This is a genomic window from Sphingomonas eleionomae, assembly GCF_049889035.1.
GTDB lineage: Bacteria > Pseudomonadota > Alphaproteobacteria > Sphingomonadales > Sphingomonadaceae > Sphingomonas.
In genome coordinates this window covers 684,527-708,862 of the sequence record NZ_JBLTWP010000001.1, presented here as the reverse complement: position 1 = coordinate 708,862, position 24,336 = coordinate 684,527, and the positions used below count along the sequence as shown (strand labels likewise).

The following is a 24,336-nucleotide window of genomic DNA, read 5'->3' as shown; positions in this document are numbered from 1 at the left end:
GATGCGGTTGTTTTTCGTTGTAAGGTGGGGTTCGTGACCAAGGCCAAGCTCATTTCGATCGGATCGAGCGCATCCGCGCTGCTGGCCGGCACCATGCTGTCGGGTATTGCGGCAGCGCAGACGGCGCCTGCTGCGCCCCCGCCCGCGCAACAGCAATCCGCGCCGGCGCCGGCTCAACCGACACTGGCCGTCCCGGCGGCACCGGCCGCTGCGCCGGTAAAGCTCGTCAAGTCGATCCGGGTCGAAGGGTCGCAGCGGATCGAGCCGGAAACCGTGCTGTCCTACACGAAACTGCGCGTTGGTGAGCCGTACACCAACGAGTCGGTCGACGAGGCGATCCGCGACCTGCTCAATTCCGACCTGCTGGCCGATGTGTCGATTGCCGGGGTAGAGACGGGCGACCTTGTCGTTCGGATCCGTGAAAATCCGATCATCAACCGCATCGTGCTTGAGGGCAACCGGCGGCTGAAGAACGACAAGATCCTGCCGGAAATCAAGCTGGCCCCGCGTCAGATCTTTACGCGCACTGCCGTGCGGGCCGACGTTGCGCGGATCATTGAATTGTATCGCCGTCAGGGCCGCTTTGCCGCGACGGTCGAGCCGCAGATGGTCACGCTCGATCAGAACCGCGTCGATGTGGTGTTCGAGATTTCCGAAGGACCGAAATCCAAGGTTCGTCAGATCAACATTATCGGGAACGAGCAGTTCAGCGATAATGAGCTGCGCAAGGAAATGGCGACGAAGCAGGCGCGGGCTTTCCGCATCTTTTCGTCCAACACCAGCTATGACCAGGACCGGCTGGCCTATGACCAGCAGAAGCTGCGCCAGTTCTATCTGACCAATGGTTATGCCGAGTTTCGCGTGATTTCGGCGGTTGCCGAGCTGACGCCGAACAAGGAAGACTTCATCATCACTTATGTGGTCGAGGAAGGGCCGCGCTACAAATTCGGTGAAGTGACCGTTGATAGCGCGATCCGCGATTTCGACGACGAAGCGCTGGCCAAGGGCCTGCAGATGAAGAAGGGCGATTGGTACAACGCCAAGCTGGTCGAAGACACCATCGATCAGCTGAGCGAACTGGCCGGCACGTTCGGCTATGCGTTCAGCGACGTTCGCCCTGAGTTCAACCGGGACCGCGAAAAGCTGGAGATGAACCTCGGCTTCTTCATTGCCGAGGCGAACCGCACCTATGTCGAGCGGATCGACATTACCGGCAACACGCAGACGCAGGACAAGGTGATCCGGCGCGAAATGCGCGTGGCAGAGGGCGATGCGTTCAACACGTTCCTGGTCAAGCGCAGCCAGGACCGCATTAACTCGCTGGGTTATTTCCAGGACAAGTTCGAGATCGAGCAGGCCGAAGGTTCGGCGCCGGACCGCGTCGTGCTGCGCGCCAATGTCGAGGAACGCTCGACCGGCGAACTGAGCCTGTCGGCCGGTTTCTCCAGCCTTGAACGCTTCATTCTTCAAGGGTCGATCCGCCAGCGCAATTTCCGTGGGCGGGGCCAGGATATCCGGCTGGAGGTGAACTATTCGACCTTTGCCAAGTCAGTCGAGGTCGGCTTTACGGAGCCCTATCTGTTCGACAAGAACATCGCGCTTGGCGGATCGCTGTTCCGGCGCGACTTCAATTCGTTCAACTTCCTCGGCCAGAACCGGAACACGACGTTCCAGCAGGTTTCGACCGGATTCAACATCGTGTCGGGCATTCCGCTGACCGAATACTGGACGCTGTCGGGCCGCTATACGCTTCAGCAGGACGATATCACGCTGGACGAAAGCCAGTTCTTTACGAACGGGCAGTGCGATCCGCTGCGCGCCGGACGGTATCTGTGCGATGCGATCGGCAACCGCATTACCTCTGCGATCACCCTGTCGCTGATCTATGACAACCTGAACAGCCGCCTGCGCCCGACGCGCGGCCAGCGACTGGTGGTCGGCGCCGATGTGGCGGGTCTGGGCGGCGATGTCCGGTATCTGCGCGCGCGCGGCGATTTCCGGAAATACATGAATTTCGGCAAGGGCTGGGTGTTCTCCACCACGCTTGATGGCGGATATATCTATTCGCTGGAATCAAGCCGCGGGCCGGGCAACGATCCCATCCGGATCAACGACCGCTTTTATCTGGGCGAGCCACAGTTCCGCGGGTTCCAGATTCGCGGCGTCGGCCCCCGCATCCTGCGTCAGACCTATACCGGCATCGATCCCGATACCGGCGATCAGATTCCGGTGACGGACCGTAACCAGCTGGTCGACGATCCGCTTGGCGGCACGATCTATTATCTGGGCAAGCTGGAATTGGAGCCGCCGCTGGGCAGCGGCATTCAGGAACTGGGCATCCGGCCGTCAGTGTTTGTCCAGGTGGGTGCGCTGGCCGGTCTGACCCGTCCGGTGCTGCAGGCGCCTCAGGCGCGTGATGGCGCGGGCAATCCGTTGTTCATCGGCCAGAATGCGAGCGGCGATTTCGTGTCGACGACGCAGGCGATCGACGCAAACGGCAACGCCAACCGGCCGCAGCTGCTGTTCAACGAGCTGTATCTGGGCGACACGATCAAGCCACGCGTGACGGCCGGTATCGGCGTCAACTGGAACTCGCCGTTCGGCCCGCTGCGCATCGACATCGCCAAGGATATCGTCAGCTATGAGGGCGACGATCCGAAACTTGTGACCTTCAACGTAGGAACTGCATTCTGATGACCAAGCTGAACCACCTTCCGCTCGCCGCAATGGTGATCGCGCTGGGCGCCGCCCCTGCGGTCGCGCAGGTTGCCGGCATCGCCTATGCCGACCCGTCCGAAGCGATCCTGACGGCAAAGGCGTTCGAAACCGCCAACCAGCAGATCCGCACGACGTACAAGCAGAATATCGACCAGATCACGCAGCGTCGCCAGCAGACGGATACCCAGCTGCGCCCGCTGATCACCGCGCTGGACACCAACAAGGACAATCAGCTGTCCGAAGCCGAGGTGCAGGCCGCGCAGACCGCCAAGCGCACGGAGCTGACCCAGATCCAGACGATCCAGCAGCAGTCCGAGCAGGCGATCAACACGCTGAACGAGCCGCTGATCCTGGCGCAGGCCTATGCGCTTGAAACCGTGCTGCGCGCCTATCCCGCTGCGCAGACCAAGGTCATCGCGGACAAGAAGATCAACGTGATCCTGTCGCCGGAAGCGTTTGTGTATGCGCCCGACGCCGCGAACGTCACTGCCGCGCTGAAGGCGGAACTGGACCGCACGACGCCGACCGTTGCGATCACGCCGCCGGCCAACTGGCGCCCGACGCAGCAGACGATGCAGCTGTTGCAGCAGTATCAGCAGCTGGTCGCCCGCGCAGCGCAGGTCCGCGCCGCTCAGGCGCAGCAGCAGCAGCCCCAGCAGCCTGCCGCCGGCACCACCACGCCGGCCCCCGAAGGCCGGTGAGCGAGGCCGAGGCCGAGGGCCGCGCCGTCATCGGCCCGCTGGATATCCAGCTGGTGATGGCGGCGCTGCCGCACCGTTATCCCATGCTGCTGGTCGACCGGGTGGAACAGATTGTTCCCGAACAGTCGATCCGCGCGGTCAAGGCGGTGACGATCAACGAGGGTTTTTTCCAGGGGCATTTCCCCGGTCGCCCGATCATGCCCGGTGTCCTGATCGTCGAGGCGCTGGCTCAGGCCGCCGGCGTGCTCGCCGTGGAAAGCCTGGGCTTGGCCGGGTCGGGCAAGCTCGTCTATTTCATGGCGATCGAGGAAGCCAAGTTCCGCAAGCCCGTGGAGCCCGGCTGCCTGCTGACGCTGGAGGTCGAGTTCACGCAGAAGCGATCGACCGTATGCAAATTCGCCGGCCGCGCCCTGCTGGGCGATGCCGTCGCGGCAACCGCCAATTTCACGGCCATGATTGCTGATCCGCCAAAGGCGTAAATTGTGCCGGCCTGTATTGGCGTGATGCCATGCAGGCCAGTCGCCTTTCCGGTCCGCGGCCGAAACCGGGCCGTGCGCTATCAGCGCCGCTATTCCTCCGCCAAGCATTTCTGTTCATCGCGCGGCAACCAAAGGATCACCGACGCATTACATTGGGCAAAAGGCGCAATGGGAATTGGTGATGAAAAAGATGCTACCGGTCATGTTCAGTCTGATTCCGCTGGCGGCGGTGATTACCGCCTGCGTGTCCGTTCCCTGATCGGGCAGTCAGCCCGGAACAAGACATGAAAAAAGGGCCGCCGGATCGGATCCGGCGGCCCTTTTCATTTTCATCGCCGTGGGGCCGATCAGCCCTGGGCTTCTTCCTCAGCGGCCGGCTCGGCAGCGATTTCGCCGGGCTCCGCGTTGGGATCATAGGCTTCGGTGAAGCCCGCTTCGTCCTTTTCGAACATCGCGGCCATCACGTCGACGCCCTGAGCCTGCATATCGGCTTCTTCGGGCGAGCGGGCGACGTTCACCTTGATCGTCACCGACACTTCCGGGTGCAGCGCGACCTTGACGTCATAGACGCCGATCGCCTTGATCGGCTTGTCCAGGACGACCTGGTTCTTGGCGACCTTGTGGCCTTCGGCTTCCAGCGCCTCGACCAGATCGCGGACCGCGACCGAACCGTAAAGCTGGCCGGTGTTCGATGCCTGACGGATCAGGGTCACCGACGCGCCGTCAACCTTGCCGGCGTCCTTCTGAGCCACTTCGCGGCGAGCGGCGTTTTCCGACTCGATCCGCTCACGATTGGCTTCGAACACCTTGCGGTTGGCTTCGTTGGCGCGCAGCGCCTTCTTGTTGGGCAGCAGGTAGTTACGGGCAAAGCCGTCCTTGACCTTCACCACATCGCCGATGGCGCCGAGCTTTTCGACGCGCTCAAGCAGAATGACATCCATGTCCGGCGCTCCTTACTTCACGATGTAGGGCAGCAGGCCCAGATGACGGGCGCGCTTGATGGCCTGGGCCAGTTCGCGCTGCTTCTTGGCGCTCACCGAAGTGATGCGCGACGGAACGATCTTGCCGCGCTCGGACACGAAGCCCTGCAGCAGACGGATGTCCTTGTAATCGATACGCGGCGCGTCCTTCGCGGAGAAGGGGCAGCTCTTGCGACGGCGGAAAAATGCGCGTGCCATGTCTTATTCTCCCCGGCCTTCGTCATCACGGTCGCGGCGGCCGCGACGATCGCGATCGCCCTTGCGCATCATCACGCTGGGTCCGGATTCCAGTTCATCGACCTTCACGGTCATGTAACGGATCACGTCTTCGTTGATCGCGGTCTGGCGCTCCAGCTCGGCAACGACCGTCGGCGGGCCGTCGATCTCGATCATGACGTAATGCGCCTTGCGATTCTTCGCGATGCGATAGGCGAGGCTGCGCAGGCCCCAGGTTTCGGTCTTCACGACCTTGCCTTCCATCGATTCGACGATCTTGGTGGCGGTTTCCGCCAGCGCGTCCACTTGCGCCTGTGCCAGATCCTGGCGCGCAAGGAACACGTGCTCGTACAGAGCCATGGGTCTTCCTCATTCTTGGCCGATCGCTGACATGGCCCCATGCCATGCCCCTCCGGCTGTCGTCTTCAAATGCACACCGGGGCGCAGAGACACGCCCTGCACCCCGGAGGCTTGTTCCCTTAGCCGTTTCTGGCCGAAAGGCAAGGGTCAGAACGCGATGCCGCCAATGACTGCGCCGATCAGGCCGCTGGCCACGGCGACCAGAACCGCGTCATTGCCCGACTGCACCCACTGATAGCCGCGGGGCGGGGCGTACAGGCCGCGCTGGCGATACTGGCGATAGTCGATCTGGCGATAGTTGGCCGCATATCGCCGGTCGAATCGCTGGCCGCGCTGCCACTGGCGGTCATTGCGGGCCCGATCGTGCCGGATGACCGTGCGTTCGCGATAGCCGGGGCCGCGATTGACGATGACGGTGCGGTTCGGCTGCTGTTTCACCACCTGCCGCTCGTGGCGGGGCGGGGCGGCCAGTGCTGGCGTTGCGATCAGCGATGCGGCGATTGCGCCAAGGATCAGCTTTTTCATTTTTCCTGAACTCCTCGATTGAACTTCGATGGGGTCAATCTGGGGTGCGGCTGTCCCGCAATTGTCACGGCGGTGGCGCGAAAGGGTCGCCAATTGTCGCAAGCGGCACCCTTGCGTTCAGCTTGGATGGCGCTAGTCCGGCGGGCCAGTTTCAAACGGAGGTCCGCAGGGCATGCGCGCATTCATCTTTCCAGGGCAAGGCAGCCAGGCCGTCGGCATGGGCAAGGCGCTGGCCGATGCCAGCCCCGTCGCCCGCGAAGTATTTCAGGAGGTGGACGAGGCATTGGGCCAGCATCTCTTCCGGCTGATGACCGAGGGGCCGGAGGGTGAGCTTACCCTGACTGAAAATGCGCAGCCGGCGATCATGGCGAACGCCATCGCGGTGCTGCGCGTGCTGGAGCGGGAAGGCGGCATCCGCCTGTCCGACAAGGCGGATTTCGTCGCTGGGCACTCGCTGGGGGAATATAGCGCCCTGTGCGCGGCAGGGGCATTCGATCTGGCCACCACGGCACGGCTGCTGAAGCTGCGCGGGCAGGCGATGCAGGCGGCGGTGCCGGTGGGTGTCGGTGCAATGGCGGCGCTGCTCGGCGCGGATCTGGACAAGGCGCGGGCGATTGCCGGCGCGGCGGCCGAGGGAGAGGTCTGCACCGTCGCCAACGACAATGATCCGACCCAGGTCGTGATTTCCGGGCACAAGGGCGCAATCGATCGCGCCATTGCCATCGCCAAGGATCACGGCGCCAAGCGTGCCATCGCCCTGCCGGTGTCTGCGCCGTTTCACTGTCCGCTGATGCAGCCGGCAGCGGATGCGATGGCGGCGGCTCTGGCCGATGTGGCGATCCAGGCGCCACTGGTGCCCGTTTATGCCAATGTCACGGCCGCGCCGGTCAGCGATCCCGATACGATCCGCCAGCTGCTGGTCGAACAGGTGACGGGCATGGTCCGCTGGCGGGAATCGGTGCTGGCCATGTGGGATGGCGGCGTGACGGGGTATGTCGAGCTGGGCGGCAAGGTGCTGTCCGGCATGGTCAAGCGGATCGCGCCGGACGCAACGCCGGTCAGCGTGGTCGGCATGGACGATATCGAGACGCTGCTCGCGCAGCTGTGATGACAAGGATGACGATGATGTTCGATCTGACTGGAATGACCGCGCTGGTGACCGGTGCGTCCGGGGGCATTGGTTCGGCGATTGCCCGCGCTTTGGCGGGGCAGGGCGCGCGGCTGGCCGTTTCCGGCTCCAATGTCGCCAAGCTGGAGGCGTTTCTGGCCGAACTGGGCGGCGATCACGTCGCGCTGCCGTGCAACCTGTCCGATCCGGCTGCCGTCGACGCGCTGGTGCCGCAGGCAGTCGAGGCGCTTGGCGGACGGCTGGATATCCTCATCAACAATGCTGGCGTGACGCGCGACAATCTGTCGATGCGGATGAAGGACGAGGAATGGAGCCAGGTGATCCAGGTCAATCTGGAAGCTGCGTTTCGCCTGATGCGTGCGGCCAGCCGGCCAATGATGAAGCAGCGGTTCGGCCGCATCGTGTCGATCACTTCGGTCGTTGGCGCGACCGGCAATCCGGGCCAGGCAAACTATGCCGCGTCCAAGGCCGGGCTCGTCGGCATGTCAAAGGCGATTGCGCAGGAACTGGCCAGCCGGCAGGTGACGGTCAACTGCGTCGCGCCTGGTTTCATCCGGTCGGCGATGACCGATGCGCTGCCCGATGCCGTGAAAACGGGCCTGCTCGGCCGGATTCCCGCAGGCGATCTGGGCAGCGGAGAGGATGTGGCAGCGGCCGTCGTCTATCTTGCCAGCCGTGAAGCGGGCTATATTACCGGCCAGACGCTGCACGTTAACGGCGGAATGGCGATGATTTCCTGACGCTTCGCCGCTGCCGCGCCGGTCCCCCTCTTGCGCCCGCACATTGGGCGGATTAGGTGCGATACGAACACTGCTATCATCTTGCATAAAGGAACAGGGAATGAGCGAGACCGCCGATCGGGTTAAGAAGATCGTCGTCGAGCATCTGGGCGTCGAAGCCGAGAAGGTGACCGAGGATGCCAGCTTCATCGACGATCTTGGCGCGGACAGCCTCGACATCGTCGAGCTGGTGATGGCGTTCGAGGAAGCTTTCGGCGTCGAGATCCCGGAAGAAGCCGCCGAGAAGATCACGACCGTCAAGGATGCGATCGCGTACATCGACGAGCATCAGGGCTGATCCACGACGGATTTTGATCCGTCAGCCCTGAGCATGTCGATGGGCTGGAGGACCTGTCCCATAGTTGGGAACAGGGTTTGACAGGCTCAGCCCCCACGGGTTCGAGCCTGTCTTACTATTTGGAGAATTTGCCATGCGCCGCGTCGTCGTAACCGGCCTCGGCCTGGTCACCCCGCTGGGGGCCGATGTCGAAACCGCCTGGAAAAACATCATCGCGGGCAAATCGGGTGCGGGTGTCATCGCCCGGTTCGACGCCACCGATTTCCACACCAACTACGCCTGCGAAGTAAAGCCGGCGGACCATGAATACGGATTTGATCCCGGCAAGCGGGTGGACCACAAGGTCCAGCGTCAGGTCGACCCGTTCATCGTGTACGGCATCGACGCCGCCGGACAGGCGCTGGAAGACGCCGGCCTGACCGACATGACCGAGGAACAGCGGTTTCGCGCCGGTTGTTCGATCGGTTCCGGGATCGGCGGACTGCCGGGTATCGAAAGCGAATCCCTGGTGCTGGAGCACAAGGGGCCGAAGCGCGTGTCGCCGCATTTCGTGCACGGGCGTCTGATCAACCTGATCTCCGGTCAGGTCAGCATCAAATACGGCCTGATGGGCCCGAACCATGCTGTCGTCACGGCGTGCTCGACGGGTGCCCATTCGATCGGTGATGCCGCGCGCATGATTGCCATGGATGACGCCGATGTCATGCTGGCGGGCGGCGCGGAAAGCGCGATCTGTCCCATCGGCATCGCCGGGTTCGGTCAGGCACGTGCGCTGTCGACCAATTTCCGCGACGATCCGACCCGCGCCAGCCGACCCTATGATCGCGACCGCGACGGGTTCGTCATGGGCGAGGGCGCGGGCGTCGTGGTGCTGGAGGAATATGAGCGGGCCAAGGCGCGCGGCGCGAAAATCTATGCCGAAGTGCTTGGCTATGGCCTGTCGGGCGACGCCTATCACGTGACGGCGCCGCATCCGGAGGGATCGGGCGCATTCCGGTCGATGGAAATGGCGATCCGCAAGTCGGGCCTGTCGTTGTCCGACATTGATTACATCAACGCCCATGGCACATCGACCCCGCTGGGCGACGAGCTGGAACTGGGGGCGGTTCGCCGCCTGTTCGGCGATGCGATTGGCGATCTGTCCATGTCGTCGACCAAATCGGCCATTGGCCATTTGCTGGGCGGGGCCGGTGCGGTGGAGAGCATTTTCTGCATCCTGGCAATGCGCGACGGCATCGTGCCGCCGACGCTGAATCTGGACAACCCCAGCGAAAATTGCGCTGGCGTCGATCTGGTCCCACACAAGGCCAAGGAGCGGAAGGTTCGCGCCGTGCTGAACAACTCGTTCGGATTTGGCGGAACGAATGCCAGCCTGGTGATGAAGGCCATCTGATCCGGTTCATGCCCGGTCGGGTTCGGCGGAGGAACGAATGCGCAAATTCGGATGTCTGCTGATCCTGGCCGGGCTGATTGCGTTGGCGGTCGGTGGCTATGCCCTGCGTCAATGGGGCGGGCCGGGGCCGGCCAGGGACAATCTGACCGTGATCGTGCCGCAGGGGTCGAGCCTGACCGCGGCTGCGCGTGCGATGGAAAAGGCAGGCGCGATCAAATCGGCTGACCGGTTCCGCCTTTATGCCCGCATCTTTGGCGGTTCGGAGCCGATCCGGGCAGGCGAATATCGCGTGCCCAAGGGGCTGAGCCAGTCCGACATCCTGAAAATGCTGCAGGGCGGACAGACGCTGCAACGCTTCGTGACCGTGCCGGAGGGATGGCCGTCGGTGATGGTGCACGACGCATTGATGAAGGCACCGCAGCTGGAAGGCCCGGTGGCCGTGCCTGCCGAGGGATCGGTGCTTCCCGACAGCTACAGCTATAACCGCGGCGACAAGCGGGCGGACGTGCTGGCGCGGATGCAAAAGGCAATGCGCGATTACCTTGCCGAAGCCTGGCAGCGCCGCAAGCCGACCACCGTTGTGAAGACGCCGGAAGAGGCGATCATCCTGGCGTCCATCGTCGAGAAGGAAACGGGCAAGGACGAGGAACGGCGCACCGTCGCCGCTGTCTATTCCAACCGCATCCGTCAGGGCATGAAGCTGCAGGCGGACCCGACGATCATTTATCCGATCACCAAGGGGCGCCCGCTGGGCCGCCGCATCCTGCGTTCGGAAATCGCGCAGGTGAACGATTACAATACCTATGCGATGACGGGCCTCCCCAAGGGACCGATCGCCAATCCCGGCCGCGCCAGCATCGATGCTGTGCTGGACCCCGCACCGTCCAGCGCGCTGTATTTCGTGGCCGATGGCAGCGGCGGGCATATCTTTGCCGACACGCTGGAACAGCACAACGCGAACGTCCAGAAATGGTATGCCATCCGCCGGGCGCGCGGCGAGATGTGACGTCGCGAAGCTGAGCCAGCGCCCAGCTACGCACCATCAGATACAGTAAGGATGCCCGGCGCGGGCCGGGCAGTACCGACCGGTCAGCGGGCCAGGCTGGCCGCGTCGCGGGCGAGCTGTTCCACCTCGGCCATGCTGGCGCCTTTTGGCGTGACCCAGCTGCCCCCGACGCACAGAACGGGATCGAAACCCAGCCAGTCTGGGGCGGTCGCCGCGCTGATTCCCCCGGTCGGGCAGAACTGCGCCTCGTAAAACGGAGCAGCCAGCGCCTTCAGCGCCTTTAGCCCGCCCGATGTTTCGGCCGGAAAGAATTTGAAGTGACGCAGGCCCAGGTCATAGCCGCGCATGATGTCCCCCGCCGTGGCGACGCCCGGCAGGAACGGAACGCCCGACTGGATGATGGCATCGCCCAGCCGTTCGGTCAGGCCGGGGGAGACGATGAACTCTGCCCCCGCGTTCATGGCATCGGCAAACTGGTCGGTGTTCACGACCGTGCCGGCGCCGACGATTGCACCCGGAACCTGTTTCATCTCGCGGATCGCATCCAGCGCGGCTGCGGTGCGCAACGTGACCTCCAGCACCTTCAGCCCGCCGGCGACCAGCGCCTCGGCCAGGGGGCGGGCCGTCGCGGCATCCTCGATCACCAGAACCGGGATGACCGGGCTGGTCCGCATGATCGCTTCGATACCATTCATCGCGTGTGCTCCTGGGCATAGGCAGCCGCAGCGCCATACAGGCCGGGCTGGGGATGGGTGATGATCTTGACCGGAATGGACTTCATCAGCGTAGTAAAGCGGCCCTTGGCGGTGAACCGCTGTTCAAAGCCGGATTCGAGGAGCTTGTCCTTGAGCCGCAGGCCAAGCCCGCCGGCAATCACCACGCCCTTTGGCCCATGAGCCAAGGCAAGGTCGCCCGCAATCGCGCCGAGAGCGAGGCAGAACCGGTCCAGCGCAGCGACGGCGATGCTGTCCGTGCCGTCCAGCGCCATGGTCCACAGCGTCTTGTCGTCACGGCTTTTGACAGGAAGGTTTTCCAGCTCGGCCAGCGCCTCGTAAATCGCGACGATGCCGGGGCCGGATGCCACCCGTTCGGCCGAAACGCGGGTAAAGGTCTTGCGCAGCCGCTTCAGCAGCGCATCCTCGATCCCGTCCAGCGGGGCGAAATCCATGTGGCCGCCCTCGGTTTCGATCACATGGTAATGGCCGTCCCGCCCGGTGCGAAACACCTGAGCAACGCCAAGGCCGGTGCCCGGGCCACACACGGTAATCGAGCCGCTTTCGGGCAGGGGCACGTCCGGGCCGCACAGATGAACCAGCTGGCTGTCATCGACCTGTGCCACGGCGTGGCCAATGGCGCCGAAATCGTTAATCAGCGACCAGTTGTCGACCTCCAGCCGCTCGTTGATCAACGGCGGGCGGATGATCCAGGGATTGTTGGTCAGCTTGATCAGATCGGGATTGATCGGGCTGGCGACGGCGATGGCTGCCGCACGGGGCAGCGGACGGCCGGCATCGCGCCCGAAATGCTGCCACGCCAGCTGAAGACTACCATGTTCGGCGGTTTTCAGCGTGACCGGCTCGCCCAGGGCGACGACCTTGCCATGCTCTACCTCTGCAATGGCAAAGCGGGCATGCGTGCCCCCGATATCGACCGCTACGATTTCCATCTTATCCCCTCCTGACGCGTTTACAGGCCGGCCGCAGCCAGCATGGCGGATGCGCCGCGCTCCGCCTCATCCGCCTGCCGCAGCATGGCGAACAGTTCGCGGCCAGTGCCATCCGGTGCGGGCGGCGCTTCGGCCAGCGGTCGCGCTGCCCATTCCGCCGGATCGACCAGCGCCTCCAGCGTGCCGGCCTCGGCGTCCAGCCGCACCACATCGCCGTCGCGCAGGCGGGCGATCGGGCCGCCGCCCAGTCCCTCTGGCGACAGGTGGATGGCAGCGGGAACCTTGCCCGACGCGCCCGACATCCGGCCGTCGGTGACCAGTGCGACGCGGAAGCCACGGTTCTGAAGCACGCCGAGCGGCGGTGTCAGCTTGTGCAGTTCCGGCATGCCGTTGGCGCGCGGCCCCTGAAACCGGACGACGACCACGACGTCGCGGTCAAGCTCGCCCGCCTTGAACGCGGCCTGGACGGCAGCCTGATCGTCGAACACCCGTGCCGGCGCCTCAATGGTCCAGCGGTCGCGCTCGACGGCCGACACCTTTATGCAGGCGCGGCCCAGATTGCCGGACAGGATGCGAAAGCCGCCTTCCGGTGAAAATGGTGCGTCGATGGTGCGCACGATGCTGTCGTCGCCGCTGTGGCTCGGGTGATCGTGCCAGACCAGCGCGTCCCCCTCGATCGCAGGCTTGCGGGCATAGGCGGCCATGCCGTCCCGCGCGATCGTCAGGATATCGCCGTGCATCAACCCGCCGCGCAGCAGCTCGCGGATGACGAAGCTGGGGCCGCCCGCATCCTCGAACCCGTTCACGTCCGCCGATCCGTTCGGATAGACCCGCGCGAGCAGCGGAACGCTGCGGGACAGGCGGTCGAAATCCTCCCAGTCGATCACGATGCCGGCCGACCGCGCAATGGCGGGCAGATGGATCAGGTGATTGGTTGATCCCCCCGTGGCGAGCAGGGCGATGGCGGCGTTGACGATGGCGCGTTCATCCACACACTCGCCGATGGGACGGTAGTCGTCGCCGTCCCAACCGATTTCGGCCAGCCGGTGGACGGCGGCGCGGGTCAGTTCCTGACGCAGCTTGGTGCCCGGATTGGCAAAGGAAGCGGCCGGAATATGCAGGCCCATCGCCTCCATCATCATCTGATTGCTGTTGGCCGTCCCGTAAAAGGTGCACGTCCCCTTGGAATGATAGGCGGAAATCTCCGCCTCCATCAGTTCCTCGCGGCTGGCCTTCCCCTCGGCATACAGCTCGCGGACGCGCGCCTTTTCCTTGTTGCTGATGCCGGTCGCCATCGGGCCGCCGGGGATCAGCACCATGGGCAGATGGCCAAAGCGCAGCGCGCCCATCAAAAGGCCGGGCACGATCTTGTCGCAGATGCCGAGCAATGCCGCACCCTCGAACGTGCGGTGGGACAGGGCAATGGCGGTGGACAGGGCAATGGTGTCGCGGCTGAACAGCGACAATTCCATGCCCTGATACCCCTGGGTCACGCCGTCGCACATGGCGGGCACACCGCCAGCCACCTGCGCCGTAGCACCGGCCTCCATGGCCCAGACCTTCATCTGTTCGGGATAGCGGTAATAGGCCGCGTGCGCCGACAGCATATCGTTATAGGCGGTGACGATCCCGATGTTCATCCGGTTGGCCGGTTTCATCAGGTCGCGCTGCTCGTCCGTGCCGGCATAGGCATGGGCAAGGTTCGCGCAGCCCAGTTTCGGCCGGTCGGCGCCCGAATCGCGTTCGCGTTTCATCAGGGCCAGATACGCCTCGCGCCCCGGACGGCTGCGTTCGATGACGCGGTCGGTTACGGCGGCGATTTCGGGGTGCAGGTTGGTCATCGGGATCCCCTTTGTCTCGCTTACGCGCCCCAGTGGATGTCCACGGGCAGGTCGATGTCGGCCAGCAGACGACCGATGGGATAGGCGGAGGAAGCGCCCTGTTCGATGGCGCGTTCCAGCACGTCCTTTTTCTCATCGCCGGTGATGGCGATCATCAGCGCCTTGGCCGTGGCGATGGCGGATGCGGACAGGGTCACCCGGGGAACGGGCGCCTCCGCCGGCAGGGGATCGGGCATCACGCCCAGCGCGCGGCGCTCCTTCGGCCCGGTCAGCGCCTCGGCAAGGTCGGGGCCGGGAAAGATGGACGCGGTGTGCCCGTCCGCGCCCATGCCCAGCACGACCAGGTCGAGTGGCCAGTGCAGATCCTGAAGCCGTGCATCGGCAGCGCGACCACACGCCTTGTAATCCTCGGCCTTTTCGCTGGTGATCGGAATGACCCGCGCGCCGAGCGGCAGGAAGGTGCGAGCGATCATCGTCACGTTGGACAACGCATCGCCCATCGGCACGATGCGATCGTCGGTCGGGATGATCGTCACCCGCTTCCAATCGAGCTTGGTCTTGGCCAGCTTGTCATAGGCCGGTTGCGGCGTCCGGCCGCCGGCCAGCGCGATGACGGCGCTGCCGCGCGCGTCGATCGCGCTTTCGATCACGAAGCCGATATCGCCAGCCAGTGCGCCGGCAAATTCGGACTTTTCGTCATATTCCCACCATTCGATTTCATCGGCCATGGTCGGGGTCTCCTTGATAATGGTCACTGGGACGAAGGCACGGGAACGTCACTCGTTCCAGGTCACATCGTCCTTTTCGGTCAGCGCGATCGCTGCATTCGGTCCCCAGCTGCCCGAGGCATAGGGTTTGGGCCTGACGCCCTGATCGATCCATCCCTGACGGATCGCGTCGATCCACACCCATTGCGCCTCCACCTCGTCACGGCGGACGAACAGGGTCGGATCACCCTCGATCAGGTCGAGCAGCAGGCGTTCATACGCGATGCGGCGGCGGGTGCCGGCAAAGGCGGTGGTCAGCGACAGGTCAAGCGGCACTTCGCGAAGGCGCACCCCGTCCCGGTCCAGTCCCGGCTCCTTGGCCATCACGAGCAGGCGGACATATTCCTCCGGCTGCAGTCGGATGACCAGCGTATTGGGCTGAAGCGCGCCACCGCGTTCGGAAAAGATCGAATGCGGCACCGGCTTGAACTGAACGACGATTTCGCTGCGCCGTTCGGCCATGCGCTTGCCGCTGCGCAGGTAAAAGGGCACGCCCTGCCACCGCCAGTTGTCGACATGCGCCTTGATCGCGACAAAGGTTTCGGTGGTGCTCGGGCGGCCCAGCTCCTCCTCGTAACTGCCGACGATCTTCGATCCCACGGCGCCCGGGCCATATTGGCCGGTGACCGTCAGCTTGTCGGCATCGGTGATCGGGCGCAGCGAGCGCAGCACCTTGACCTTTTCATCGCGGATGGCGGTGCCGTCAAAACGGGATGGCGGCTCCATGGCGATCAGCGCCAGCAGCTGGAGCATATGGTTCTGCACCATGTCCCGCAGCGCGCCCGATCCGTCATAATAGCCCGCCCGTCCCTCCAGCCCCACGGTTTCGCTGACCGTTATCTGGACATGGTCGATGCCGCGCGCGTTCCAGCTGGGCTCGAACAGCGCGTTGCCGAAGCGAAGCGCCAGGATGTTCTGAACAGTTTCCTTGCCCAGATAATGGTCGATGCGGAACGTGCGATCTTCGGGAAATGCGCTGGCCACGATGTCGTTGATCTGCCGGCTGGTATCGAGATCGGTACCGAGCGGCTTTTCCAGGCTGATCCGGACATTGTCACCCGTCAGTCCCGCCGATTTCAGCCCCTCGATCGTCGGCCCGAACAGGGAAGGGGCCGTCGATAGGAAAATGGCCAGACCGCCGGAAATATCGCCAAGTTTGGTTGCGAGCGCATCGAACCCTTCGATCGTGGAGGCGTCGAGCGGCTGATAATGAAGGCGGTCCAGAAAGCCCTGGATCGTGGCCGGATCCTTCCGGTCCTCCGGCAGAAACTCGTCCAGCGCCTTGGCTGCGAAATCCCGAAAGCCTGCATCGTCCATTTCCGAACGCGCCGTGCCAGTGATGGTCAGGCCATCGGTCAGCAGGCCATCGGCATGAAGGCCATGAAGCGAGGGCAGAAGCATCCGCTGCGACAGGTCGCCCGTCGCACCAAATAACAGCAGCTTGCCGAACGGCCGGGTCATAGCATCCCCTGAAACGATGGTCCGTCCTTGCGCCTAGCAAGGCTTGGCCCTGCCGCGAACCCGCAGGATGCGATTTTTTCGTATGCGGTACGATTGCCGGTTAGAGGGACAGCCCCGCCAGCGGGTCGCAACCGACCATGATGTTGAGGTTGTGGACCGCCGCCCCGGCCGCGCCCTTGCCCAGATTGTCCAGCGTTGCAACCAACCGGGCGTGACCGCGGTCATTGCCGAATACGCGCAGCGTCATCCGGTCGGTGCCGGCATTCTCCTCGATCACCAGCTGCGCTTCATCGGCAGTGGCTACGTCGATCAGCGGCGCGTTTTGATACGCCTCTCTCAACACGTTTTCGATGGTCGTGGCGGACGGCGCACGCGGCAGCATGGCCAGCGGCAACGGTACTTCCAGCAGCATCCCGCGATAGGTTGCCGCGACGGCGGGCTGAAAAACCGGCGCGTGCTCCATGCGCGAATGCTTTTGCATTTCCGGCAGGTGCTTGTGCGTTAGATTAAGACCATAGGCCCGATAGCCGGTCGCGGCCTTTCCGCTTTCGAATTCCTCGATCATCGCGCGGCCGCCGCCGGAATAGCCGGAAGCACCGCCCGCCGACAGCATCCATTGCGCCGGGATGATGCCGGCCCGGACGAGCGGGCGGACAAGGGCAAGATATGCAGTCGGCCAGCAACCGGGATTGGCGACGCGGCCCGCATCGGCAATTGCCGCAAGCTGGGTCGGTTCAAGCTCGGCAAACCCATAGGTCCAGCCATCGGCGACCCGATGCGCGGTCGAGGCGTCGATGATCCGGGTCCGGGGATTGGCGACGAGCGAAACCGCCTCCACCGCCGCGTCGTCGGGCAGACAGAGGATCGCATAATCGGCGTCATTCAAAGCCTGCGCCCGGCGGCCCGCATCCTTGCGGTCTGCATCGTCCAGCAGGATCAGATGAAATTCGGGTCGGCCTGCCAGCCGGTCACGGATTTCGAGGCCGGTGGTGCCAACCGCGCCGTCGATGAACAGCGAAGCGGTCATGCCCGGACCCGCCGCGCCGAAACCTCACCCACTTGCGCCAGCCATTCGGCCAGCGGCAATTCGATGACCCCAGAAGCGGAATCGACCGTCACGACGCTTTGATCGTCGACAAGCACTGCTACGCCATTGGTCGCAAAGAGCAGGTCGCCGGGCTGCACCGCCGAACGGTCGACCGCGGAGCCCGCCTCGTCCTGCATCGGCCGGAAACGCGGCTTTCCTGCACTGCCGCCCAGAACGAGGAAAATGAAACCGGCCGTGTCCACTCCGGCAACCGAACGTCCGCCTGCCTGATACGGTGTCCCGACCAGGTGACGGGCGCGCTCCGCAGGCGTTCCCGGAAGCCGGGCGGGCAGGGCGCGTTGGGGAATATCGGCATCCAGTCCGCTGGCGGCGACATAGCCGACTGAGCCATCCGCCGCACGGCCCCAGGCGCGATCCGCTGCAACCTCCAGCACCTCGAACGGTTCCCCGTCCAGCACAATGGACAGAGGATCCCCGTCCATCTGCGCGGTTGGCCATAACGGTAGGTCGGCGCTGGCCACCGCCGTCAACGCACGGGAATAATGCGGCGCAAAGATGCTGCCCGCCAAGCGGACGTCGACCAGATCGCGCCGTGCCGGTGTCACCCGCGGGTCATAGGCCCGCGATTTGCCGTCCAGATGGAAACGCTCAACCTGCGGCGCGGCGTCGACCGTGCCGTTCGGCGTCCGCTGGACCGAGCAATTGTCCGATTTCGTCAAGAAATGCCGCCCCTTCTTCGGTGCACGCCACGAAGATATTTCGCTTGTCGCTATCGTCGCGCTGGCGGCGCAGATAGCCGAGTGCCCCCAAGCGGTTCAAGGCGCGTGTGATCACCGGTTTAGACACGTTCAGATTCCGTGCAAGCCCGCGCACGGTATGCGGCCCTTCCTGAAGGTGGACGGTCATCAGTAGCGCCATCTGCCGATTGGTCAGATCGGGATGGCCCGAACGGACATAGCCGATCAGCGCGTTGCACCATTCCGCCAACCGGTCGGCGGTTGCGTTGGGTCGATCCTGAAGCATCATTTCGGCCATGTTCACACCATTACTGGCCCATCCGGGCAAAGAAATCGTTCCTGTAACGTCCCGTAACAGCCCGCGGTTCCCCGCAACCGCAACGTGGGATCGCCCCCCCGGTTGATCGCCGCGCGCCGCTCGCCTATGTGCGCCACCTGCATCTCCTGACAGGACCGACTGATCCGCCATGTTGTTCACCTTTCTTCTCGTCGTTCACGCGATCATCGCGGCCCTGCTTGTGACGGTCATCCTGATGCAGCGTTCGGAAGGCGGCGGTCTGACCACGGGCGGCAGCCCGTCGGGCCTGATGTCGGCACGCGGTGCGGCGGATTTCCTGACCCGCTCCACCTCTATCCTGGCGGCGCTGTTCATCGGCATGGCGATCCTGCTGGCGTTCCTGGCCGCGTCGAAGGGCAATGACCGGGTGGATACCTCGCTGGCCCGCGATCCCGCGCCTGTCAGTGCGCCGGCGCCGACCAGCGGCGCGCCGGCTGTTGACACGACGGGCAATGCCGCTGCGCCGGCCGGCGATTCGGTGCCCTTGCAGCAATAATTGTTCGACAGGCTGGTGCCCGCAGCGAGCGCCGCCGTGTTTTTTTCGCATCGTCCGGATTCGGGCGCTTGCCCTTGTTCGTTCCAAAGGATTAGGCGTTACTTCCCATGGCGCGGTATATCTTCATCACCGGCGGCGTGGTCTCCTCGCTCGGCAAGGGTCTTATGGCAGCGAGCCTTGCGGCGTTGCTGCAGGCGCGCGGTTATCGCGTACGGATCCGCAAGTTCGATCCCTATCTGAACGTCGATCCGGGGACGATGAGCCCCTATCAGCATGGCGAAGTCTATGTGACCGACGACGGTGCGGAAACCGACCTCGACCTTGGTCATTATGAGCGGTTTACCGGCGTTTCCGCGCGGCAATCCGACAATGTGACGTCTGGCCGCATCTACAAGACGATCATCGAACGCGAACGGCGCGGCGATTATCTGGGCGCGACGGTTCAGGTGATTCCTCACGTGACCGACGCCATCAAGGCATTTGCCACCGCCGATACCGATGACCTGGATTTCGTGTTGTGCGAGATCGGCGGCACGGTCGGCGATATCGAATCGCTGCCGTTTATCGAGGCGATCCGCCAGCTGAAGAACGAACTGGGCCGTGGCCAGTCGATCAGCGTCCATGTGACGCTGGTCCCCTATATCGCCGCTGCCGGCGAGTTGAAAACCAAGCCGACCCAGCACAGCGTGCGCGAGCTTGCCGCGTTGGGCGTTCAGCCGGACGTGCTGGTCTGCCGCTGCGAAAAGCCGCTGCCTGACAGCGACCGGGGCAAGATCGCCCTGTTCTGCAACGTCCGCAAGGAAGCGGTGATCCCCGCGCTGGATGCCCGCAGCATCTATGCCGTGCCGCTGCAATATCATGCCGAGGGGCTGGACGAGGAAGTCCTGCGCGCATTCGGCATGGAGCCGGGCGCTCGCCCTGACCTTGGCCGCTGGAGCGGCATCATGGAGCGGCTCGACAATCCTGAGGGTGAGGTGACGATCGGCGTCGTCGGCAAATATGTCGGCCTGCCCGATGCGTACAAATCGCTGCAGGAGGCGCTGGTCCATGGCGGGATCGCGCACCGGGTAAAGGTCAATGTCCGCTGGCTGGATGCCGAGCTGTTCGAGCGTGAGGAAAGCGAGCTGACCGCGCATCTGGAGCCGATGCACGGCATTCTGGTGCCCGGCGGCTTTGGCGAACGGGGCAGCGAGGGCAAGATTGCATCGGTCCGCTTTGCGCGCGAACGCAATGTTCCGTTCCTTGGCATTTGTCTGGGGATGCAGATGGCGTGCATCGAAGCCGCGCGCGATCAGGGGCTGGCCAACGCATCGACCACGGAATTCGGAGAGACTGGCGAGCCGATCGTCGGCCTGATCACCGAATGGATGACCGCGACGGGCCTTGAAAAGCGGGAAGCGGGCGGCGACCTTGGCGGCACCATGCGGCTGGGCGCCTATCCGGCCAAGCTTGCAGGCAACAGCGTCGTTGCATCGGTTTATGGCACGAGCGACATTTCGGAGCGGCATCGCCATCGCTACGAAGTGAACACCGGCTATCGCGAGATCCTTGAGCAGGACGGCCTGGTGTTTTCAGGCATGTCACCGGACGGGACATTGCCGGAAATCGTGGAGCGGCCTGACCATCCCTGGTTCATCGGCGTGCAGTTCCACCCGGAGCTGAAATCAAAGCCGTTCGATCCGCACCCGCTGTTCGCCGGTTTCATCGGCGCTGCAGTCAAGCAATCCCGCCTCGTCTGAGCCGTCCATTGCATCATCGAACGTGAAAAAGGGCGCCCGAACCATTGGTCCGGGCACCCCCTCGCTGCGTCGAAAAGGGAGCAAACGCAGCGATCGATGGATCAGTCGGCGTGCTCAATGGCGGGCGCAGTCGACGCCGTGCTGCCGCCAATGGCGATCTTGCGCGGCTTCATCGCCTCCGGCACCTCGCGCACCAGATCGACGGTCAACAGGCCATCCGACAGGTCGGCATTCTTCACCTGAACGAAATCGGCGAGTTCGAAGCGACGCTCGAAATTGCGATTGGCAATGCCGAGATGCAAGAACGCGCGCTCCTTGTCCGCATCGCCATCCCCCTTGCGTCCGCTGACGAGCAGCAGGTTCTGCTGGGCAGTGATGTCGATCTCGTCTGCCTTGAACCCGGCGACGGCGATCGTGATGCGATAGTGATTGTCCTCGATCCGTTCGAGGTTGAAGGGCGGATAATTCTCTGTCTGGGCCTGTCGCGCGCTTGCTTCAAGCATATCGAACAGCCGGTCAAATCCAATGGCCGAACGGCGAAACGGGGTAAAATCAATCTGACGCATCTGGTAATTCTCCAATGAGCAATTCACGTCATCTGGCGCCCGAACCATTCGCGACGCCGGTGTGATCGGGTCCAACAGGCACCCGCCACGCACTGTAGGTGGGAATTGATGGGCCGTTTTCAACTATCGTAAAGTGCCGGGAAAACCTAGGGTTGGCGCGCTGACTTGGTGAGGAGGAAAGCCAGGCTTGGGCATTCCTGCAAACTTCCTTTCTTCCTAAACCAGACCAACCCGATAGGAAAAACGGTGTAACAGTCATTCAGCGGGGTAATCATGTCCGTTCTTTCTCTATCGCTTGCCCTGTTGGGGAGCACGGCGATCAGCGCGCCGTCCGATCCGGTGCGGGTTCCGGTTCCGGTGACCGCGGTCGCGCCGCAGCCCGCAGCAGAGGATGGCGAACCTGATCCGGCGGCCGATCAGGACGCGATCGTAGTCACGGCACGGCGTCGTTCGGAAAATGTGCAGGATATCCCGGTTGCGGTATCCGTGCTGTCGGATGAGACGCTGACCGCGCAGGGGGCGTACAACATCCAGAAGCTGACCCAGCTTCAGCCGACCCTGCAATTCTATTCGCAGAACCCGCGCAACACGTTCATCAACATCCGCGGGATCGGCGCGCCGTTCGGCCTGACCAATGACGGGTTCGAACAAGGCGTCGGCATCTATATCGACGATGTCTATTACAACCGGATCGCATCGGCGACGCTGGATTTCGTCGACATCGAACAGATCGAGACGCTGCGCGGGCCACAGGGCACGCTGTACGGCAAGAACACGACTTCGGGTGCGATCAACATCACGACGGCTGCGCCGACTTTTGACCTGACAGGCAGGGCGGAGGTTTCGTTCGGCAATTACAATTTCAAGCAGGGCAAGGCGTCGATCTCTGGCCCGCTGTCCGACAAGCTGGCCGCGCGGATCAGCGTTGCGACCACCAGCCGCCAGGGGACCATTCAGAATATTGCCACCAATCAGGACATTCAGTCGATCGACAATATCGGGTTTCGCGGATCATTGTTGTGGAAGCCGACGGATGATCTGCGCGTGACCTTTTCCGGTGACTGGAACCTTCAGGATCCCGTCTGCTGCGCGCTGCCCTTTTTCAGCTATGGTCCGACCCAGCGGGCGGCCAACCGGCAGTTGCCGGCGCTGCTCACCTATTTCCCGGGCTATCCGCTGGCTGCCTATCCGTTGCCCAATGTCGATCCCTATGACCGGACGACCGACGTGGATGCCGAACTGACGGCGCGGAACGAGCATGGCGGCCTGTCCGCCCGCGCGATCTGGGACCTTGATGATGCCAACACGCTGACGTCGATCACCGCGTGGCGCTACTGGGACTGGGGACCGGCCAATGACCGCGATTATACTGGCCTGCCGGTATATACCAAGGTCAACAACCCGACCAAGCAGGACCAGTTTTCGCAGGAATTCCGGTTCAATCACAATGGACAGGGCTATAACTACGTCATCGGCCTGTTCGCATTTCACCAGAAAATCCGGACGAGCGGGATCCAGCAGGCGGGTCCTGCGGCGAGCAAGTGGCTGCTCAATCCGACGAGCGCCCTGTCCAACAACCCTGCCGTGCTGGACAACTTCCTGGCAATCAATGACATCCGCCTGGACAACACCAGCCTTGCACTGTTCGGAAAGCTCAACTGGGATGTGACGGACCGGTTCGTCGTGTCGCCCGGCATCCGGATCAATTACGACAAGAAGCAGGGCCTCTACGATTCGGTCGTCACCGGCAACGCATCGGACGGAACGCGGCAGATCGTGTCGCCGGTACCCGGTTCGCCATACTACACCGACCCATGGATTGCCGCGGCCCGCGGTGTTCAGGCATCGCAGTTCTTTGAACCGGAATTCAGCGCGTGGAACCTCTCCTACGACCTGAACCTACGATATGAGCTGGCCGACGACATCAACGCCTATGCCACCTATGCGCGGTCGTTCAAGACGGGCGGCATCAATCTGAACGGTGTGCCGGCGGACGCCAACGGGGCGCCGATCGAATCCGTGTTCACGATCAAGCCCGAAAAGGTCGATCATTTCGAAATCGGCCTGAAAACGCAGTTCCTTGACCGGAAAGTCACGTTCAACGTCACCGGGTTCTGGACCGAGATCAAGGATTTCCAGGCCAGTGTCAGCAATGGCCAGCTGGGCACCGTGCGTGGCTATCTGGCCAATGCCGATCGGGTCCGGTCGCGCGGCGTGGAGGCCGACCTGTCGGTACGGCCGAGCGAGCGGCTGAATGCCTATGTCAGCCTTGCCTATACCGATGCGACCTTCACCAGCTTTTGCGACGCGCCACCGCCGCCGGAGCTGGCCGGAGGCAGCAGCACGGGCATCGTCGTCACGGGTCGCTGCACCTATACCGGCGCGATCGGTGCGCCGGGGGTGGCAGGGGCCGTCAGCCCGCCTTTTGTCGACATTTCAGGGTCGACGCTGCCCGGCGTTTCGAAATGGGCGGCGTCATGGGGCGCAGAGTACAACCTGCCAGCCAAGCTGTTCGGCACGGATGGGCAATTCTACCTGGGTTATGATGGCAGCGGGCGTTCCAGCTGGTCGTCCAATCCGTCGCCGTCGATCTACACCAATGTCGATGGCTATTCGCTGCACAACTTCCGGCTTGGCTACCGGGCGGACGAATTCAACCTGTTCGGCTGGGTCCGTAACGCATTCGACCGGAATTATGTCGATTTCCTGCTGGCCGGGACGGGCGGCAATACCGGTCTGATCGCGGGGCAGATCGGCGATCCGCAGACCTATGGCCTGACGTTGTCCAAATCCTTCTGACCTGCTGCGACCCTTGGGGCAGAGCCGGTGGTTCTGCCCCATTTTTTCATTCAGGCCGAAACGCAGCGGCGGGATGATGCCGGAAAAGACAAACGCCCGGGCCGTTCCCGACCCGGGCGCCTGCGTGACGAATGCTCGTCAGCCCCCTTTGTTCAGCTCTACGCCCGCACACCTGTCCCCAGATCAGGCGGGGCGATCGAGCCTCCCCGAACCACGGCCGTTGCTGCCTGTGTTTCGTAAGGGCGTCCTATCGCCAAAGCCGGTCCTTGTCAGCGCCGTACAGGCCGCAGTCAGC

The 24,336-nt window shown here is 63.6% G+C and carries 25 protein-coding genes; 12 read left to right on the top strand and 13 right to left on the bottom strand.

The features are described 5' to 3' along the window. The first annotated feature begins 93 nt into the window (after window positions 1-93). The 4 genes from bamA (at window position 94) to ACNI3Q_RS03200 (ending at window position 4,186) form a co-directional block, all read left to right on the top strand. Window positions 94-2,694 (top strand): outer membrane protein assembly factor BamA, encoded by a 2,601-nt coding sequence (gene bamA, locus ACNI3Q_RS03215; RefSeq protein ID WP_426274189.1) that lies wholly within the window; start codon window positions 94-96, stop codon window positions 2,692-2,694. Further along, window positions 2,694-3,419 (top strand): OmpH family outer membrane protein, encoded by a 726-nt coding sequence (locus tag ACNI3Q_RS03210; RefSeq protein ID WP_260019498.1) that lies wholly within the window; start codon window positions 2,694-2,696, stop codon window positions 3,417-3,419. The genes bamA and ACNI3Q_RS03210 overlap by 1 nt, the downstream gene beginning before the upstream one ends. Continuing rightward, window positions 3,416-3,898, top strand: a complete 483-nt coding sequence (fabZ, locus tag ACNI3Q_RS03205; RefSeq protein ID WP_426273974.1) for a 3-hydroxyacyl-ACP dehydratase FabZ — start codon at window positions 3,416-3,418, stop codon at window positions 3,896-3,898. Before ACNI3Q_RS03210 ends, fabZ begins: the two co-directional genes overlap by 4 nt. Before the next feature lie 72 nt (window positions 3,899-3,970). Next, on the top strand, window positions 3,971-4,186 hold the full coding sequence (locus tag ACNI3Q_RS03200; protein ID WP_426273973.1) for a hypothetical protein: 216 nt from the start codon (window positions 3,971-3,973) through the stop codon (window positions 4,184-4,186). A gap of 59 nt (window positions 4,187-4,245) precedes the next feature. Here ACNI3Q_RS03200 and rplI read toward each other — a convergent pair whose 3' ends face one another. The 4 genes from rplI to ACNI3Q_RS03180 all read right to left on the bottom strand — a co-directional run bounded on the left by rplI (window position 4,246) and on the right by ACNI3Q_RS03180 (window position 5,979). Next, a complete protein-coding gene (rplI, locus tag ACNI3Q_RS03195; protein WP_260019500.1) occupies window positions 4,246-4,839 on the bottom strand; it encodes a 50S ribosomal protein L9 in 594 nt (197 codons plus the stop codon). Between the two features lie 12 nt (window positions 4,840-4,851). Continuing rightward, window positions 4,852-5,076, bottom strand: coding sequence for a 30S ribosomal protein S18 (rpsR, locus tag ACNI3Q_RS03190; protein WP_260019501.1), 225 nt, complete (start codon window positions 5,074-5,076; stop codon window positions 4,852-4,854). A gap of 3 nt (window positions 5,077-5,079) precedes the next feature. Beyond that, on the bottom strand, window positions 5,080-5,454 hold the full coding sequence (gene rpsF / locus ACNI3Q_RS03185) for a 30S ribosomal protein S6 (protein ID WP_426273972.1): 375 nt from the start codon (window positions 5,452-5,454) through the stop codon (window positions 5,080-5,082). A 147-nt stretch (window positions 5,455-5,601) separates the two neighbouring features. After that, complete coding sequence (locus tag ACNI3Q_RS03180) at window positions 5,602-5,979, bottom strand: RcnB family protein (protein WP_426273971.1); 378 nt, start codon at window positions 5,977-5,979, stop codon at window positions 5,602-5,604. A 172-nt stretch (window positions 5,980-6,151) separates the two neighbouring features. Here ACNI3Q_RS03180 and fabD point away from each other — a divergent pair, with 172 nt between their 5' ends. The 5 genes from fabD (at window position 6,152) to mltG (ending at window position 10,584) form a co-directional block, all read left to right on the top strand. Then, the gene (gene fabD / locus ACNI3Q_RS03175) at window positions 6,152-7,087 is read left to right on the top strand and encodes an ACP S-malonyltransferase (RefSeq protein WP_426273970.1); all 936 of its coding nucleotides are present in this window, start codon (window positions 6,152-6,154) and stop codon (window positions 7,085-7,087) included. Window positions 7,088-7,104: 17 nt separating this feature from the next. After that, window positions 7,105-7,848, top strand: coding sequence for a 3-oxoacyl-[acyl-carrier-protein] reductase (gene fabG / locus ACNI3Q_RS03170; RefSeq protein ID WP_426273969.1), 744 nt, complete (start codon window positions 7,105-7,107; stop codon window positions 7,846-7,848). A gap of 100 nt (window positions 7,849-7,948) precedes the next feature. Next, window positions 7,949-8,185 carry an acyl carrier protein gene (locus ACNI3Q_RS03165; RefSeq protein ID WP_260019506.1) on the top strand — a complete coding sequence of 79 codons (237 nt, stop codon included), beginning with the start codon at window positions 7,949-7,951 and terminating at the stop codon, window positions 8,183-8,185. A gap of 133 nt (window positions 8,186-8,318) precedes the next feature. Next, a complete protein-coding gene (fabF, locus tag ACNI3Q_RS03160; RefSeq protein WP_260019507.1) occupies window positions 8,319-9,578 on the top strand; it encodes a beta-ketoacyl-ACP synthase II in 1,260 nt (419 codons plus the stop codon). Between the two features lie 37 nt (window positions 9,579-9,615). Then, on the top strand, window positions 9,616-10,584 hold the full coding sequence (gene mltG, locus ACNI3Q_RS03155; protein WP_426273968.1) for an endolytic transglycosylase MltG: 969 nt from the start codon (window positions 9,616-9,618) through the stop codon (window positions 10,582-10,584). Window positions 10,585-10,667: 83 nt separating this feature from the next. Here the strand turns inward: mltG and eda are convergent, their stop codons facing one another. The 8 genes from eda to ACNI3Q_RS03115 all read right to left on the bottom strand — a co-directional run bounded on the left by eda (window position 10,668) and on the right by ACNI3Q_RS03115 (window position 18,393). Beyond that, window positions 10,668-11,279 (bottom strand): bifunctional 4-hydroxy-2-oxoglutarate aldolase/2-dehydro-3-deoxy-phosphogluconate aldolase, encoded by a 612-nt coding sequence (eda, locus tag ACNI3Q_RS03150; protein WP_426273967.1) that lies wholly within the window; start codon window positions 11,277-11,279, stop codon window positions 10,668-10,670. Next, a complete protein-coding gene (gene glk, locus ACNI3Q_RS03145) occupies window positions 11,276-12,250 on the bottom strand; it encodes a glucokinase (RefSeq protein ID WP_426273966.1) in 975 nt (324 codons plus the stop codon). The genes eda and glk overlap by 4 nt, the downstream gene beginning before the upstream one ends. 20 nt (window positions 12,251-12,270) lie before the next feature. Continuing rightward, window positions 12,271-14,091 (bottom strand): phosphogluconate dehydratase, encoded by a 1,821-nt coding sequence (edd, locus tag ACNI3Q_RS03140; RefSeq protein ID WP_426273965.1) that lies wholly within the window; start codon window positions 14,089-14,091, stop codon window positions 12,271-12,273. Between the two features lie 20 nt (window positions 14,092-14,111). Then, complete coding sequence (pgl, locus tag ACNI3Q_RS03135) at window positions 14,112-14,819, bottom strand: 6-phosphogluconolactonase (RefSeq protein WP_426273964.1); 708 nt, start codon at window positions 14,817-14,819, stop codon at window positions 14,112-14,114. Between the two features lie 48 nt (window positions 14,820-14,867). Then, on the bottom strand, window positions 14,868-16,319 hold the full coding sequence (gene zwf, locus ACNI3Q_RS03130) for a glucose-6-phosphate dehydrogenase (RefSeq protein ID WP_426273963.1): 1,452 nt from the start codon (window positions 16,317-16,319) through the stop codon (window positions 14,868-14,870). Window positions 16,320-16,419: 100 nt separating this feature from the next. Next, on the bottom strand, window positions 16,420-17,346 hold the full coding sequence (gene argC, locus ACNI3Q_RS03125) for an N-acetyl-gamma-glutamyl-phosphate reductase (protein ID WP_426273962.1): 927 nt from the start codon (window positions 17,344-17,346) through the stop codon (window positions 16,420-16,422). Next, window positions 17,343-18,086: a C40 family peptidase gene (locus ACNI3Q_RS03120; RefSeq protein ID WP_426273961.1), complete on the bottom strand. Its 744-nt coding sequence runs from the start codon at window positions 18,084-18,086 to the stop codon at window positions 17,343-17,345. The genes argC and ACNI3Q_RS03120 overlap by 4 nt, the downstream gene beginning before the upstream one ends. Continuing rightward, entirely contained in the window at window positions 18,016-18,393 is a 378-nt protein-coding gene (locus ACNI3Q_RS03115; RefSeq protein WP_426274187.1) for a MarR family transcriptional regulator, read from the bottom strand. The genes ACNI3Q_RS03120 and ACNI3Q_RS03115 overlap by 71 nt, the downstream gene beginning before the upstream one ends. 178 nt (window positions 18,394-18,571) lie before the next feature. Here ACNI3Q_RS03115 and secG point away from each other — a divergent pair, with 178 nt between their 5' ends. Together secG and ACNI3Q_RS03105 are read left to right on the top strand one after the other, a co-directional pair. Beyond that, window positions 18,572-18,937, top strand: a complete 366-nt coding sequence (secG, locus tag ACNI3Q_RS03110) for a preprotein translocase subunit SecG (protein WP_426273960.1) — start codon at window positions 18,572-18,574, stop codon at window positions 18,935-18,937. A gap of 107 nt (window positions 18,938-19,044) precedes the next feature. Continuing rightward, window positions 19,045-20,676: a CTP synthase gene (locus ACNI3Q_RS03105; RefSeq protein WP_426273959.1), complete on the top strand. Its 1,632-nt coding sequence runs from the start codon at window positions 19,045-19,047 to the stop codon at window positions 20,674-20,676. 101 nt (window positions 20,677-20,777) lie between these two features. On the opposite strand, the gene ACNI3Q_RS03100 is transcribed toward ACNI3Q_RS03105, so the two are convergent. Further along, window positions 20,778-21,242 carry an Hsp20 family protein gene (locus ACNI3Q_RS03100; RefSeq protein ID WP_426273958.1) on the bottom strand — a complete coding sequence of 155 codons (465 nt, stop codon included), beginning with the start codon at window positions 21,240-21,242 and terminating at the stop codon, window positions 20,778-20,780. A 273-nt stretch (window positions 21,243-21,515) separates the two neighbouring features. Here ACNI3Q_RS03100 and ACNI3Q_RS03095 point away from each other — a divergent pair, with 273 nt between their 5' ends. Continuing rightward, window positions 21,516-24,041 (top strand): TonB-dependent receptor, encoded by a 2,526-nt coding sequence (locus tag ACNI3Q_RS03095; RefSeq protein ID WP_426273957.1) that lies wholly within the window; start codon window positions 21,516-21,518, stop codon window positions 24,039-24,041. The last annotated feature ends 295 nt before the right edge of the window (window positions 24,042-24,336 follow it).